The 14,791-nt window shown below is 71.7% G+C and carries 13 protein-coding genes; 9 read left to right on the top strand and 4 right to left on the bottom strand.

Annotation, left to right across the window (positions count from 1 at the left end; all coding sequences use genetic code 11):
- The first annotated feature begins 1 nt into the window (after position 1).
- The gene (locus tag BLT28_RS13750) at positions 2-2,905 is read left to right on the top strand and encodes a BTAD domain-containing putative transcriptional regulator (RefSeq protein WP_081900513.1); all 2,904 of its coding nucleotides are present in this window, start codon (positions 2-4) and stop codon (positions 2,903-2,905) included.
- A gap of 81 nt (positions 2,906-2,986) precedes the next feature.
- On the opposite strand, the gene BLT28_RS13745 is transcribed toward BLT28_RS13750, so the two are convergent.
- Both BLT28_RS13745 and BLT28_RS13740 read right to left on the bottom strand, forming a co-directional pair.
- Complete coding sequence (locus BLT28_RS13745) at positions 2,987-3,301, bottom strand: transcriptional regulator (RefSeq protein ID WP_197684028.1); 315 nt, start codon at positions 3,299-3,301, stop codon at positions 2,987-2,989.
- Positions 3,302-3,415: 114 nt separating this feature from the next.
- On the bottom strand, positions 3,416-4,252 hold the full coding sequence (locus BLT28_RS13740; protein WP_030431275.1) for a helix-turn-helix transcriptional regulator: 837 nt from the start codon (positions 4,250-4,252) through the stop codon (positions 3,416-3,418).
- A 103-nt stretch (positions 4,253-4,355) separates the two neighbouring features.
- On the opposite strand from BLT28_RS13740, the gene BLT28_RS13735 reads away from it, so the two are divergent.
- Entirely contained in the window at positions 4,356-5,837 is a 1,482-nt protein-coding gene (locus tag BLT28_RS13735) for an MFS transporter (RefSeq protein ID WP_052407678.1), read from the top strand.
- A 5-nt stretch (positions 5,838-5,842) separates the two neighbouring features.
- Here the strand turns inward: BLT28_RS13735 and BLT28_RS13730 are convergent, their stop codons facing one another.
- A complete protein-coding gene (locus BLT28_RS13730) occupies positions 5,843-8,008 on the bottom strand; it encodes a putative bifunctional diguanylate cyclase/phosphodiesterase (RefSeq protein ID WP_052407672.1) in 2,166 nt (721 codons plus the stop codon).
- 202 nt (positions 8,009-8,210) lie between these two features.
- On the opposite strand from BLT28_RS13730, the gene BLT28_RS13725 reads away from it, so the two are divergent.
- From BLT28_RS13725 to BLT28_RS13715, 3 genes are all read left to right on the top strand, one after another.
- Positions 8,211-8,801, top strand: a complete 591-nt coding sequence (locus tag BLT28_RS13725; RefSeq protein WP_030431278.1) for a TetR/AcrR family transcriptional regulator — start codon at positions 8,211-8,213, stop codon at positions 8,799-8,801.
- A 125-nt stretch (positions 8,802-8,926) separates the two neighbouring features.
- Positions 8,927-9,385 carry a hypothetical protein gene (locus BLT28_RS13720; protein WP_030431279.1) on the top strand — a complete coding sequence of 153 codons (459 nt, stop codon included), beginning with the start codon at positions 8,927-8,929 and terminating at the stop codon, positions 9,383-9,385.
- A gap of 5 nt (positions 9,386-9,390) precedes the next feature.
- Entirely contained in the window at positions 9,391-10,080 is a 690-nt protein-coding gene (locus tag BLT28_RS13715) for a lysophospholipid acyltransferase family protein (protein ID WP_322788486.1), read from the top strand.
- Between the two features lie 84 nt (positions 10,081-10,164).
- Here the strand turns inward: BLT28_RS13715 and BLT28_RS13710 are convergent, their stop codons facing one another.
- A complete protein-coding gene (locus tag BLT28_RS13710) occupies positions 10,165-11,562 on the bottom strand; it encodes an aminotransferase-like domain-containing protein (RefSeq protein WP_030431281.1) in 1,398 nt (465 codons plus the stop codon).
- On the opposite strand from BLT28_RS13710, the gene BLT28_RS13705 reads away from it, so the two are divergent.
- The 4 genes from BLT28_RS13705 (at position 11,561) to BLT28_RS13690 (ending at position 14,730) form a co-directional block, all read left to right on the top strand.
- Complete coding sequence (locus BLT28_RS13705; protein WP_030431282.1) at positions 11,561-12,457, top strand: DMT family transporter; 897 nt, start codon at positions 11,561-11,563, stop codon at positions 12,455-12,457. The two genes, BLT28_RS13710 and BLT28_RS13705, sit on opposite strands and share 2 nt — an antisense overlap.
- A gap of 179 nt (positions 12,458-12,636) precedes the next feature.
- Positions 12,637-12,840 (top strand): cold-shock protein, encoded by a 204-nt coding sequence (locus tag BLT28_RS13700; protein ID WP_030431283.1) that lies wholly within the window; start codon positions 12,637-12,639, stop codon positions 12,838-12,840.
- 195 nt (positions 12,841-13,035) lie between these two features.
- A complete protein-coding gene (locus BLT28_RS13695) occupies positions 13,036-13,248 on the top strand; it encodes a hypothetical protein (RefSeq protein ID WP_030431284.1) in 213 nt (70 codons plus the stop codon).
- A 15-nt stretch (positions 13,249-13,263) separates the two neighbouring features.
- Entirely contained in the window at positions 13,264-14,730 is a 1,467-nt protein-coding gene (locus BLT28_RS13690; protein WP_043812708.1) for an SPFH domain-containing protein, read from the top strand.
- Positions 14,731-14,791 lie beyond the last annotated feature (61 nt).

Below are 14,791 nucleotides of genomic sequence, written 5' to 3'. Positions count from 1 at the left end.
CGTGCGTTTCGGGGTGCTCGGCCCGCTGGAGGTGCGGTCGGCTGACGGAGACCCCGTCGACGTCCCGGAGACGAAGGTCCGCGCTCTGCTCGCCGACCTGCTCGTGCACCGGGGCCGCGTCGTGTCGGCGGACCGCCTCGCCGAGGACCTGTGGGCCGAACGCCAGCCCGTGAACCCGATGGCGTCCTTGCAGACCAAGGTGTCCAGGCTGCGCCGTGCGCTCGGTGGTCTCGTCGAGTCCCGTCCGCCCGGCTACGTGCTGCTCGTCGAGCCGGAAGCGGTGGACCTCGGGCGCTTCGACGCCCTGCTGCTGCGCGCCCGCAGGGCCGACAACGCCCGCGTCCGGGCCGACCTGCTGACCGAGGCGCTGAGCCTGTGGCGAGGCCCGGCCTTCGCCGACTTCGCCGATGAGGACTTCGTCCGTGCGGCGGCCGAGCGCGCCGAGGAACAGCGGCTGACCGCGGTCGAGTCGCTGGCGGAAGCGCGGTTGGAGCTGGGCGAGCAGCCGGACCTGGCGCAGGTCGTCGCCGAGCACCCGCTGCGGGAACGGCTGCGCGCCGCGCACATCCGCGCGTTGTACCGGGCAGGCAGGCAGAACGAGGCCATCGACCACTACGAGGACCTGCGTGCCCGTCTCGCCGACGAACTCGGGCTCGACCCGGGACCCGGGCTGGTCGCCCTGCACACCGCGATCCTCCGCCAGGATCCGGCGCTGACGGCCGCGCCACAGCGCCGGACCAATCTCCCGGCCCCGGTCACCGACATCATCGGCCGTTCGGCCGCTGTCGCCGAGCTTCGCGAACTCCTTGCGGTGAAGCGACTTGTCACGCTCACGGGGGCGGGCGGTGTCGGCAAGACACGGCTCGCGGTCGAGACGGCGGCCGAGCTCGTCGACTCCTTTTCCGATGGTGTCTGGCTGGTCGAGTTCTGGGACAACGACGACGTCGTCGCCGCGGTCGCGTCCGTCCTCGGCATCCGCGACGACGCCGCACCCGTTCCACTGCTCGACCGGCTTCTGGATTCCTTGCGCGACAAGCACACCTTGCTCGTGTTGGACAATTGCGAGCACGTGGTGGAGCCGGCCGCGAACCTCGTCGAGCTGCTGCTGCGCACCGCGCCGTCGCTGCGGGTGCTCGCGACGAGCCAGGAGCCGATCGGTCTCGCGGGCGAGACGCAGTGGCCGGTCCCGACGCTCGACAGCGCCGATGCCACAAGGCTTTTCGCCGAGCGTGCCGCCGCGGGCGGCTATCCGGTCAACCCGTCGGCACCCGAGGTCGAGCGGCTGTGCAAGCGGCTGGACGGCATCCCGTTGGCTCTCGAACTCGCCGCGACCCGCGTCCGCGTGCTCGGTGTCGCCGAACTCCTCGCCCGGCTCGACGACCGCTTCAGCGTCCTCACCTCCGGTCACCGCGGCGCCCCGTCACGCCAGCAGACCCTCCGCGCGATGCTCGACTGGAGCTGGGAACTGCTGACCGAGCCGGAGCGCGTGGTGCTGCGCAGGCTTGCCGTCCACGTCGACGGCTGCACCCTGGAAGCTGCCGAGGCCGTGTGCGCCGTCGACGTCCTGGACCCGTTGGCGCGTCTGGTGGATCGGTCGCTCGTCACGGTGCTCGAAGGCCCGCGCTACCGGTTGCTGGAGTCCGTCGCGGCCTACGCCACCGAGCGCCTGGCCGAAGCAGGGGAGCTGGACGCGGTGCGGCAGCGGCACTACGACTACTACTCCGGGCTCGCCGAGAGCGCGGCCCTGCGCGGGCCCAAGCAGCGCGACTGGGTGCGGCGGCTGGATCGCGAGAACGCCAACCTGCGTGCGGCACTGGACTTCGGGGGCGACCTTCGGCTGGCGAACGTGCTGTCCTGGTACTGGTACCTCAGCGGGCGGCTCAGCGAGGCCAAGCGGGCGTACGACGCGCTTCGCGAGCCACTTGACCCCCAGTCAAGTGCGTGCCTCGCAGGCATGTTCCTGCTCACCGGGCAGACCGTCGCGATTCCGGACACCGACGATCCGGAGAGCCAGTGGTTCCTCGGTTTCGCGCTCTACCGCAGCGGGGCCGACCTCGGTGCGAGCGAACGTCTCATCGAAGGCGTCCTGGCGGAACCGGGTGGCGACGAGTGGGTGATCGCGGCGGCGCTGAGCGTGCGCGCGAGCCAGGCACTCGTCCGCGGAGATCTCGACCGAGCGCGCGCGGACGGGGAACGCGCTCAGGCGATGTTCCGCGAACTCGGTGACCAGTGGGGGCAGCTGCAGACCGTCTTCCCGCTGGCCGCGCTCGCCGAGATCGCAGGCGACTACGCGCGGGCGGAACGCCTCAACCGCGACGGCCTGCGCATGGCCGAGGAACTGCGCCTGTGGTCGGAGGCGGCCGACCGGCTCACCGGCCTGGGCAGGCTCGCGCTGCTGACCGGCGACTTCGCCGCGGCGGAGGATCTGCACGAGCGTGCGCGGAAGCTCGCCGCGCGGCAGGGCTACCGGGCGGGGGAGATCCACGCCGAGATCGGGCTCGCCCTCGGCGCCCGCAGGCAGGGCGATCTGGACGCCGCCGAGAACCACCTGCGCGGGGTCTACGAGTGGAACCGGCACGCCGCCTTCGACCCCGGCAACGCGCTGATCCTCGCCGAGCTGGGCTTCGTCGCCGAACTGCGGGGCGACGCCGACACGGCGCTTGCCTTGCACACCAAGGGGCTCACGGTCGCCCGGCACATCGGTGACCCGCGCGCCGTCGCACTCGCCCAGGAAGGGCTGGCCGGAGCGCACTCCCTCGCGGGCGACCACGAGTACGCGGCGCGCCTGCTCGCCGAGGCGGCTGCCGCCCGGAACGCGGTGGGCGCCCCGCTGCCCTCCGCCGAGCGCGGCGACGTCGACCGCGTCCGCACCCGCCTGCGTGACAGCGGAACGTCATTGTCCTAAGTGGACGGCAGGGGTGCCGGAGGTCGGGGCAGGGGCCGGTCCTCCTGGCGGTCTTCTCCGTCTGTCAACGCATCGCCGTGATCAGGCGACGGGCAGTGCGCCCCTGGTCATCCGGTGCAGCGCGGCGATGTGGCTCTCCAGTGCGCGCTTGCCGGGCCGGGTCAGGGTGATCCACGTGCGCACGCGGCCCTTGCCGGCCACCGGTGCCTTGCGCAGCGCGACGTAGCCCGCCTCCTCCAGGATGCGCAGCTGCTTGCTCAGCACGGAGTCGCTGACGCCGAGCTCCTCGCGCAGCGGGCGGAACTCGCCTTCCTTGACCCCCGCCAGGAACGAGCAGATCTGCAACCGGTGGGCGGGATGGACTATCGGGTTGAACGCGGGACGGGTCTTCACCACGGGGCCTCCAAGCGTGTCCGGGACCACACATACTCACCACGCCTTGGAGTGGTCAAATTCCTTCCCCTGGCGGGTGTAGGCAAATCCCGGTCGGTGCGTGCCGCACCCCTCCCGCTAGCGGGGGAGCAGCCGGAGGGCGTCGGCCGACGCGGCGTCCTGCGGGATGTAGACCTCCAGCCGGTGGTCGGGGCTGTCGGGCTGGAGCCACACCTGGTAGGTGACGTCCACGTCCCCGATGGTGGGGTGCCGCAGGTGCATCGGGCCGACGGTGCAGTCCGCCACGTCGCCGGCGGCCCACAGGGACGCGAACTCGTCGCTGTGCATGGCGAGCTCGCCGATCAGCTCAGCGAGGCGCCCGTCACCGGGGTAGCGGCCGGTGGTGAGGCGCAGGTAGGCGACGTGGACGCGGGCCAGCTCGGCCCAGTTGCGGTGCAGGGCGCGGGTGTGCGAGTCGAGGAAGAACATCCGCGGGATCGACGGCCGCCGCTCCGGGTCCTCCGGCGCGTCGAAGTCGACGTGCTCGGCGATCAGGGAGTGCCCGGCGCCGTTCCACGCCAGGACGTCGCCGCGGCGACCGAGGACGAGGGCGGGGGTGGTCTCGTTCAGCGAGTTCAGCAGGGCGAGCACCCGGGGGTGCGGCCGCTCCGGATCGGGCCGGGACATCCGCGGCGTCGCCGGGCGGCGGGCGAGGTTGTGCAGGTGGGCCGTCTCGGCGGCGTCGAGGCAGAGCACCCGGGCCAGCGCGTCGAGGACCTGCGGGGAGGCGGTGGTGGCCTGGTCCTGCTCCAGCCGGGTGTAGTAGCCGGCGCTGACCCCGGCGAGCTGGGCCAGCTCCTCGCGGCGCAGGCCGGGAACGCGCCGGGCCGTCCCGTAGGTGCGCAGCCCCACGTCGACGGGGGTGACGCGGTCACGGCGGGTCTTGAGGAAGACCCCGAGACTCTCCGGCTTCATGACGGCGATCGTAAGCACGGCGTCGGCGGCGGTGCCTGCACCTGCCAGGTGTACCCACGGCAGGGGCTGGTTGGCCGTTCGCCCGGCGGGCACCGTCGTGGCCATGAACGACGTGTTGGTGTCCCGCCCGGCCGATCGCCGGGCGTGGTTCGGACTTCTGGTGGTCCTCGGCCCGGTGCTGCTCGTGTCGATGGACGGGTCGGTCCTGTTCCTGGCGATGCCCAGCATCACCTCGGAGCTGAGCCCGACCGCCGACCAGGCGCTGTGGATCCTGGACGTCTACGGGTTCGTCGTCGGGTCCCTGTTGATCGCCTTCGGCAACATCGGCGACCGGTACGGCCGGTTGCGGCTGCTGCTCGTCGGGGCGGTGCTGTTCGGCGCGGGATCGGCGGCGGCCGCGTTCGCGCCGAGCCCGGAGCTGCTGGTCCTGTTCCGCGCGGTGATGGGCCTCGGCGGCGCCACCCTGCTGCCCTCGGCGCTGGCGGTGCTCAGCGAGTTGTTCGCCGACCCCAGGCAGCGCGCCCGGGCGATCGGGATCTTCGCGGCCACCTTCGCCGCCGGGTTCGCCATCGGCCCGATCGTCGGCGGCCAGCTGCTGAGCGCCTTCTGGTGGGGCTCGGTGTTCCTGATCAACATCCCGGTGGTGGTGCTGTTCCTGGTCTTCGCCCCGTTCCTGCTGCGCGAGGTGCGCGCCACCCGCCCCGGTCGCGTCGACGCGCTCAGCGTGGTGCTGTCCGCGGGTGGCCTGCTCGCGGTGGTCTACGCGGTCAAGCACAGCGCCGCCTACGGCATTTCCGCGCCACCGGTGATCGCCGCGGTCGTCGGAGCGGCGTTGCTGTGGTGGTTCCTGCGTCGTCAGCGCGACCTCGAGCACCCGCTGGTCGACGTCAGCCTGTTCCGCGACCGCGTGTTCACCATCGCCGCAATCACCGGACTGCTGTCCCTGGTCGCGTGGTCCGCCGCGGCCTTCCTCACCGCCACCTACCTGCAGTCCGTGCTTGAGCTGCCAGTGCTCGTCGCCGCCCTGGTCGCCCTTCCCGGTGCCGCTGTGCTCACGGTGACCTGCGTGGTCACCCCCGGGATCGTGAACCGCGTCGGCAAGCGCGCCGCGCTCATCGCCTGCCACTTCTGCATGGCCGGTGGCCTGCTCCTGCTGTTGCCGGCCGGAACGACGGCCGGAGCCGGCTGGTTCGTCGCCTCCACGGTCGTCGCGGGCGTCGGCTACGGCATCTCCTTCAGCCTCGTCGCGGAGACCGCTGTCGCCGCGGTGCCCGAGGAGCGTGCCGGTTCCGCCGCGGCGATCGCGGAGACCAGCAACGAGATCGGCAACGCTCTCGGCATCGCGATCCTCGGTTCGCTGGCCACCCTGCTGTTCCGCCTGCGGGGACCCGAAGTCGCGGCCACCCTCAACGAGACGATGCAGTTGCCGGGCCTCGCGTCCGAGGTCGTCGAGCACGCGAAGAACGCCTTCGTGACGGGCCTGCACGTCGCCACGGCCACGGCGGGCGTCCTCTGCGCCCTCCTCGGCGTCCTGGCGATGCGGTGGGTTCCCCAGGACCGCCACGTGGACGTCGCAGGCGCCTGACCGGGTCAGGCCGTCTTGCCGGACAGGATCTCCGTCAGCTCGTCGGCCGAGGAGGGCTCGCCGAAGTACGGGCCCTGGGCGAAGGTGGCGCCGACGCCGCGCCACCACTCCAGCTGCTCCACGGTCTCGATCTCGCCGACCACCACCCGCGCGCCGGAACGGCCGAGCGCGGGGATGAGGAACCGGACGCTGTTCCGCAGCGCGACGTCCGTCCCGTCCTCTGTGGACAGACGGCGGACCACCCACGGCGCCACGCGGACCAGGTCGGCGTTGAGCGAGCCGGAGACGCCCAGGTTGGCCAGGCCGCCCTCGAACTCGTGCAGCGCCATGACCACGCCCATGTCGCCCAGCACCCCGGCGTTCTCCTCGGCCTCGTCGCGGTGCTGGCGCAGCGAGGCCATCGGGATGCCCAGCCGCAGCCGCGACGCGCTCATCCCGCAGTCGGCCAGCGCCATCCGCACCGTCGCGGCCAGGTCGGGGTCGCGCGCCTGCAACGGGGTCAGGTTCAGCCACAGCCCGGGCGCCGCGCCGTCCGCGGTGGACGGCCAGGAAGCGGCGATCATGCACGCCTCGCGCAGCATCGACCGGCCCAGCGGCAGGATCATGCCGGTCTCCTCGGCCAGCTCGACGCACCGCTCGTGCGGCAGCACGCCCTGCTCCGGGTGGTTCCACCGCAGCAGCGCCTCGACGAAGGTCACCTCGTGGTCGGGCAACCGCAGCACCGGCCGGTAGACGATCTCGAACTCGCCGTTCTCCTCCGCGCCCGGGATGGAGGCGGCCAGCCGGGTGCGCGTCCTGGCCTCGGTGTCGTGCTGGGCGTCGAAGAGCTCCCACTGGCCCTTGCCGCCCGCCTTCGCCCGGCGCAGCGTGATGTCGGCGGAGCGCAGCACCTCCTCCGGGCGCAGGTTCTGGCTGTTGGCCCGCACCACGCCGATGCTGGCCGAGACCGCGACGCCGACCCCGTCGACGTAGGTGGGCTCGGCCAGTGCGGTGTTGATCAGCACCGCGAGCTTGCCGGGGTAGGGGGTGTCCTCGGTGTTCTCCAGCAGCACGGCGAACTCGTCCCCGCCGAAGCGCGCCACCACGGCGTTCTCGTCGGCGAAGACGTGCTCCAGCCGCTTGCCGGTGACCTGGAGCAGCTGGTCGCCGACGCGCGGGCCCATCCCGGCGTTGACGACGCCGAACCCGTCCAGGTCCAGCTGCAGCACGGTCACCCCGAGCTGCGGGTCCATCCGCGCGAGCGCGGTCTGCAGCCGCGAGCTGAACAGCTGCCGGTTGGCCAGCCCGGTCAGCGCGTCGTTGAGGGACTGCTGGCGCAGCCGCTGGGTGAGCATGTGGACCTCGGTGGCGTCCTCCACCATGGTCACGATGTGGCCGGGCATCTCGTGCAGCGCCGACACCGCGAGGTAGGCCAGCACCGCGTCGCCGTCCTTGGTGGCCAGCATGCGCCGCACCCGGAACCGGTCCCGCTCGCCCTCGGCAAGCTCGCGGTAGGCGTGCCGCAGCGTGTCCGAGCCCTCCTCCTGGAACAGCTCGTAGAGGTTCAGCCCGGCCAGCTCCTGCTGGGAGTAGCCGAGGATCTCGGTCAGCGCCGGGTTGGCCTGGACGATCCGGCCGTCGAAGTCGGTGAGCGCGATGCCGACGCCGGAGGAGGTGAACACCTCGCGGAAGCGGGCCTCGGAGGCGCGCAGGTGCCGCTCGGCCTCCTGCTTCGCCCGCAGCAGCGCGTCGGTGATCTGCTGCTGCTGGTGCAGCGTGCGCTCGCGCATGGCCTTCGTGTAGCTGGTGGCCAGCCCGCCGAGCAGCGCGAGCACCCGCGAGGTGAGCCGGTCCGCCCCGGAGCCGAGCACGTCCAGCAGCCCCTCGCCGAGCACCTCGACGCTGCGGCGCAGGCTGTCCGGGCCGGTGAAGTTCGCCCGCACCATCCGCTCGGCGACCTCGTCCAGCAGCCCGGTCGCGGCCTCGCCCGCGTCCATCGCGGCCATCAGCAGGGTCAGCAGCTCGTGGGTGAGCCGTTCGACCTCACCGCGGGTCAGCGGGGTGTAGGCGCTCGCGGTGACCGCCTCGGCCCAGGTCCGGGCAAGCCTGAGCACCGGGGTGGACACCGCGCTCTCGCGGGTCACCTCGGTGGTGGCCGACTGCCGGGAGTCCTCCGGATGCGGCGTACTCATCCTGGCTGGGGATCTCCTGCGCCGGTGCCCGCGGCGGACGGGCGGACGAGCGGTTCCACGAACACACCTCAAGGCTTTGCCATGTTGGCAAAAGTCTAGCGATCTCCGATGGGGTCCGCGTATGCCGGACCGGGGTCCGCCTGGGTGAGTTCGTTCCTCGGCCGCGTGCCACCCCCGCACACCCGTGCGTCAGGATTGGCGGGTGGGTGTCGTCAAACAGGACCGCAGGGCCGAACTGCTGGCGATCGCGGGCAGGCTGTTCGCCGAGCGCGGCTTCGCCACGACCACCGTGCGCGAGATCGCCGACGCCGCGGGCATCCTCTCCGGCAGCCTCTACCACCACTTCGACTCGAAGGAGTCGATTGTCGACGAGATCCTGCGCGGGTTCCTCGACCGGCTGCGCGCCTCCTACGAGCGGGTGCTCGCCGAGCGGCCCGAGCCGCGCGCCGCGCTGACCGCGCTGGTCACCGTGTCCTTCGAGTCGATGGACACCGACGGCGACGCGATCGCGATCTTCCAGAACGAGGCCGCGTACCTGTCCCAGTTCGAGCGCTTCGGCTACCTCGAGGAGGTCACCGCCGAGCTGCAGGCGTGCTGGCTGGGCGTGCTGGAGCGCGGGCAGGCGGCCGGGGTGTTCCGGGCCGACCTGCGGGTGCCGCTGGTCTACCGCTTCATCAGGGACACCGTCTGGGTGGCGGTCCGCTGGTACGACCCGAAGGGCACCCTCGGCGCCGAGGAGATCGCGGCGCAGTACCTGACGATCCTCTGTCAGGGGATCGTCGCTCTGCGTTAGTGCGTTCGGGTGACGGCTGTGCGCAGCTCACCGTTGGGACACCAATGGGTCACGGCCATTAACACGGACGGCGGAATCGCCGACGATTCAGGCATCCGGCTCCGACGAGACCGCCTGGAGCGCCCATGCCACCTCATCACCGCGGGTTCCGTGACACCTTCGCCTTCATCGCCGGCACCGCAGGCGCCTCCGCCGCCGTGTTCAGCATCGCGGTGTGGGAATGCGCACCCCTGGTCGGCCTGCCGTTCGGGCTCGGCTTCGGCGTGGTGTTCGGCCTGCTGGTGACACCGCTGGTGATCAGCGTGACCAGGAGCGTCCCGGTCGCGCACGGCGGCGGCGACGCGCTGCTGGAGGCGCTGAACGAGCTGCTCAGCGGTCTCGGGTACGGCGCGCCGGAGCGGCTGGGCGAGGACACCCTCGGCTACGCCCCGGTCAGCAGGAGCCGGACCCGCTGCCGTTACCTGAGCGCCCGGCTGGGCGAGCGGGAGATCACCCTGACGGGGCCTCGCCGGGTGGTCGGCTCGCTGCAGCGCGGGCTGTCCGGGCGGCCACGGGGAAACAGGGCGGTAACGGGACAGGAATAGAGTTGGTGGCCTCACCCCAGGAGGCACACGTGCTCTACCAGCTGATGAGACGGGTCCTGAGCCCGCTGGCTCGGCTGATCTTCCGCCCGCGCATCGAGGGACTGGACAACGTTCCGCAGAACGGCGCCGTCATCCTCGCGAGCAACCACCTGTCCTTCGTGGACAGTCTGGTGATCCCGCTGATCGTGCCGAGGAAGGTCGCCTTCCTGGCCAAGGCGGAGTACTTCCACGGCAAGGGCGTCAAGGGCGCGATCTCCCGCTGGTTCTTCACCATGATCGGCCAGATCCCCGTCGAGCGCGGCCGCGGCCGGGCCGCCAAGGACGCACTGGACGTGGCGATCAGGGTGCTCGCCGAGGGCGGCGCGTTCGGCATCTACCCCGAGGGCACCCGCTCCGAGGACGGCCGCCTCTACCGCGGCAAGACCGGTGTCGGCCGGATCGCGCTGGCCAGCGGGGCCCCCGTGGTCCCGGTGGCGCTCATCGGCACCGAGCGGATCCAGCCCATCGGCAAGAAGCTGCCCCGCCCGTACCGCGTCACCGTGCGCTTCGGCGCGCCGCTGGACTTCTCCCGCTACGAGGGCATGGCGCACTCCACCGTCATCCACCGCACGGTCACCGACGAGATCATGTACGCCATCCTGGAGCTCTCCGGCCAGGAGTACGTCGACACCTACCACCAGCGCAAGGCCGCCTGACCCAGCGCCGCTGTCGCACCGAATGACTCATTCAGATACTTGAACGCACTGAATGAGTCATTCGGTGCGCAACGGCGGCGGGGGTCAGGTGAGGGTGGCGAGGGCTTCGGCGAGGCGGCGGACGCCTTCGTCGAGGACCTCGGGGGAGGCGGCGCCGAAGGTCAGGCGCAGGTGCGCGGCGGGGGACTCGGCGGCGTACCACGGGCGGCCCGGGAAGACGATCACCGAGTGCGCTGCCGCTGCCGCGGTGAGCGCCGCGTCGTCGACGCCGTCGGGCAGTCGCGCCCACAGGTGGAGACCGCCTTCGGGCACCATCGCCGGCTCCACCTCCGGCAGCCTCCTGCGGAGAGAGCCCAGCAGCGCGTCCCGCCGCTCGCGGAGCGCGCCTTGCAGCTTCCGCCGGTGCCGGTGCCACGCGGGCGAGGTCACGAAGTCCAACGCGGCGTCCTGCAACGGCCCCGCCACGAAGAAGTCGTCGAGCACGCGAGCAGTGCGCAACCGCGCTCCGGCCACCCCGCGAGCCCCGACCGCTGCGACACGCAGGCCCGGCGCGGCCGACTTGGTCAACGACCGCAGGTAGACCACGTGGCCGTCCACGTCGTCGGCGGCCAGGGGGCGCGGCGGGTTCGGGTCCATCGTCAGATCCCGCGCCCAGTCGTCCTCCAACAGGAACGCACCCGCTTCGCGCACCGCGTCGAGCACCAGGGGCCGCCGCTCGGCGGAGAGCACCGCGCCGTGCGGGTTGGCGTAAAGCGGCTGGCTGTAGAACAACCGCGCTCCGGTGCGCCGCAACGCCGCGAGCAGCAGGTCCGGCCGCACACCGTCGGCATCGGCGGGAACGGGAACCACGCGAAGCCCGGCATGGCGTGCGGCGGCGATCGCGCCCAGATAGGTCGGAGCCTCGACCAGGACCGGATCTCCCGGTTTGGCCAGCGCGCGGAAGGCCGTGGTCAACGCGGGCTGGCCGCCGGGGCACACCACCATGTCGCCCGTGCGGAGCGCACCGCCCGCCTCGGCGGCGAACCACGTCCTGAGTCCGTCGCGGCCCTCGACCGGTCCTCGTTCCCAGGACGCGGGATTGCGCGCGGCGCGGGCGAGGGCGGCGCCGAGCGGTCCCACCGGTTGCAGCGCCGCGTCGAGGTAGCCGCTGGACAGCGGGATGGCCTCCGCGCGCGGCACGGCGAGCAGCTCCGGCAGCGCTTCCTCGCCCCGCGGCTGGTCGCCGAGCGCGACGGTCTGCCACGAGAGGTCGGGCGCGGCGGGGGGAGCGGCCGGCTGAGAGACGAAGCTGCCCCTGCCGGGAACGGAGTCGACCAGCCCTTCGGCGACGAGCGCGCGGATCGCCCGCTGCACCGTGACCGGCGAGACGTGGTGCCTGCCCATCAGCTCGCGCACCGAGGGCAGCCGGTCCCCAGGACGCCCGGCAGTGATCCTCGTCCGGAGGTCTTCGATAACACTGCCCGTCGCGTTATCCTCATTCATGAGAGAGCAGAGTAACGTTATCGAGCGGAACCGGATAACACCCGGCCTGCTGCTCGGCTCAGTGGGCGTGCTGGCGTTCAGCTTCTCGCTGCCCGCCACGCGGATCGCCGTCGAGGGCATCGACCCCTGGTTCGTCGCGTTCGGGCGCGCGGTGGTCGCGGGCGTGCTCGCCGTCGCCTACCTCCGGTTCACCGGCGCCCCCCGGCCCGGCCGTGGCCAGCTCGGCCGCCTCGCCGTCGTCGCTTTCGGTGTCGTCGTCGGCTTTCCGCTGTTCACCTCGCTCGCGCTGGTCACCCAGACCGCCTCGCACGGTGCTGTGGCGGTCGCGCTGCTGCCCGCGGCCACCGCGGTGTTCGCGGTGCTGCGCGCGGGGGAGCGGCCGTCGCGGATGTTCTGGTTCGCCAGCGGCGGCGGCCTGCTCGCGGTGCTGGCCTTCTTCGTGGTGACCGGCGGGACGGGTGGCGGCTTCGAGTTCGCCGACCTGCTGCTGCTCGCCGCGATCCTGGCCTGCGCCCTGGGCTACGCCGAGGGCGGCGCGCTCTCCCGGGAGCTGGGCGGGGCGAGGACGATCTGCTGGGCGCTGGTCGTGGCGCTCCCGGTGACCGTCGCGGTGACGGCCGTGGTGTTCGCGGTCGGGAATTTCCCGAATGTGAACGCGGCTTCGCTGCTCGGCTTCGGATACCTCAGTGCCGTCTCCATGTTCCTGGGTTTCTTCGCCTGGTACGCGGGGCTTGCCAGGGGTGGTGTTGCCAAGATCGGCCAGCTCCAACTCGCCCAACCGGTTCTCACGTTGCTCTGGTCGGCCCTATTCCTCCGCGAAAACCCCGGGATGGCGGCCGTGGGCGCGGCCGTGATCGTTTTGATATGCGTCGCCCTCACCCAACGAGCCCGTTGACCGTGCTAGGGTTGCCCTAGTTGCAGTTGTGTTACCCATGGATTTAGGGCGCCTGCGAGAGTTTATGCGCAGGCGTTTTGTTTTGCCGGGGTGTGATATGTCCGGGGTTCTAGGGTGAGCATGCCGCGACTCAGGGCTCGCGAAGCGGGTCCTGACGGTCTGTTCTACACGGAGTGAAAATGGCTACTGGTGTTGTCAAGTGGTTCAACGCGGAGAAGGGCTTCGGCTTCCTGACCCCGGACGGCGGCGGCGCTGACGTCTTCGCCCACTACTCGGCGATCGAGGGCAGCGGCTACAAGTCCCTCGACGAGGGCCAGAAGGTCGAGTTCGAGATCGGCCAGGGCCAGAAGGGCCCGCAGGCCAACAACATCCGGGTCATCTGAGCCTCGGACGGTCTGAACTGACGCGGGGGCCCGCACCACTCCGGTGGTGCGGGCCCTTTCGCGTTTTCGCCCCGCGCCGCGTTTCCGACCGATAGGATCACCGCAGGTGTGCCGGGAAGCCTGGTCGGCGACGAAGAAGCGTGCCCGCGAAAGGACTCCCGTGCAGCGACACCGTCTCCCCGCAGGCGGTCCCCGGTGATCGGCAGGACCGGCCGGGTGACCGGCCGCGTCGGGCCGGGCCTGGTCGGTGAGGTGATGATCGAGATCCGCGGCGGGATCGAGGCGTTCTACGCCTATCCCGCCGATCCGGAGCGGGTCATCGAACCGGGAGCGGAAGTCCTCGTCGTCGGCTACCAGCCGCCGCGCAGCGTGCACGTGGAGCCGTGGTTGTCGATCGACCACGCGTGAGGACGAGGGGGAACTGTGACGACGACGTTGTGGACGGTCGGCGGCATCGCACTGGGCGTGCTGGTGCTGCTGGTCCTGCTGCGGATGGTGTGGAAGGTCGCCGAGCCGGACGAGGCGCTGATCATCTCCGGGCTCGGGGCGCGGAGCAAGGTCACCGAGGCCGCCGACAGCATGGGCTTCAAGATCATCACCGGTAAGGGCGTGATGGTGCTGCCCGGGTTCCAGACCGCGCGGCGGCTGTCCCTGGACACCCGCTCGGCGAACCTGGAGGTCTCCTGCGTCACCAAGCAGGGGCTGCCGGTGACCGTGCGGGCCGTGGTGATCTACAAGGTGGGCGACGACTTCGTCTCCATCGCCAACGCGGCGCGCCGGTTCCTCGCCCAGCAGGGCAATATGAACGACACGATCCACGAGCTGTTCTCCGGCCACCTGCGCTCCATCGTCGGCGGGCTGACCATCGAGGAGATGATCCACAACCGGGACGCGCTCACCGGCGAGGTGCGCCAGTCCTCCGCGGTCGAGATGAGCAAGCTCGGCCTGGTGGTGGACTCGCTGCAGATCCAGGAGATCGAGGACGAGTCCGGCTACATCCTCAACCTGGGCAAGCCGCACGCCGCCGCGGTGGCCGCCGCCGCCCGCATCGCCGAGGCGCAGCGCGACCAGGAGGCCACCGAGGCCGAGCAGATCGCCCAGGCCAACAAGGCGGCGGCGCTGCGCGACAGCAAGATCAAGCAGGCGTCCTACCAGGCCGAGATCGACCAGGCCAACGCCAAGACCAAGCAGTCCGGCCCGCTCGCCGAGGCCACCGCCCGGCAGGAGGTCGTCAAGCAGGAGACCAGGGCCGCGCAGCTGGAGGCCGACCTGGCCGAGCAGCGGCTGCAGTCCCAGGTCCGCAAGCCCGCCGACGCCAAGGCCTACGACACCCGGATCTCCGCCGAGGCCGACCGCGACGCACGGGTGGCCAGGGCCGAGGCCGACGCGAAGGAGACCGAGCTGCGCGCGGCCGCGGACGCGACCAGGGTGAAGACGGCCGCGATCGCCGAGGCCGAGGCCATCAAGGCGCGCGGTGACGCCTCCGCCGCCGCGACCAGGGCGACCGGTGAGGCCGAGGCGGACAGCGCACGGGCGAAGGGCCTCGCCGACGCCGAGGCGGCGAAGGCCAAGGGGCTCGCCGAGGCCGACGCGATCAAGGCGCGGGCCACCGCGCTGGCCGAGAACCAGGAGGCGGTCGTGGCCCAGCAGCTCGCCGAGCGCTGGCCGGAGATCGTCGCCGCGGGCGCTGGCGCCTTCGCGAACGTGGACAACATGGTGGTGCTCAACGGCGCGGAGGGCATGTCGGAGCTGTTCACCAAGGCGCTGTCGATGGGCGGGACCGGCCTCGGCCTGGCCCGCACCCTGATGCAGGCCATGCAGGCCGACCAGGCGGCGCCGAAGTCCAACGGCGTCACCCCGATCCCCGTCGACCTGCCCACCAAGGACTGAGCGGGTTCCCCGCCGGGGTAGGTACCCGATGCGGCATTCGTTACGTTCGACGCGACGTGTG

The organism is Allokutzneria albata (assembly GCF_900103775.1).
In the GTDB taxonomy this organism is placed as follows: Bacteria; Actinomycetota; Actinomycetes; order Mycobacteriales; family Pseudonocardiaceae; genus Allokutzneria; species Allokutzneria albata.
Note: the sequence above shows the minus strand (reverse complement) of the source record. Positions and strands in the feature narration are given on the sequence as shown.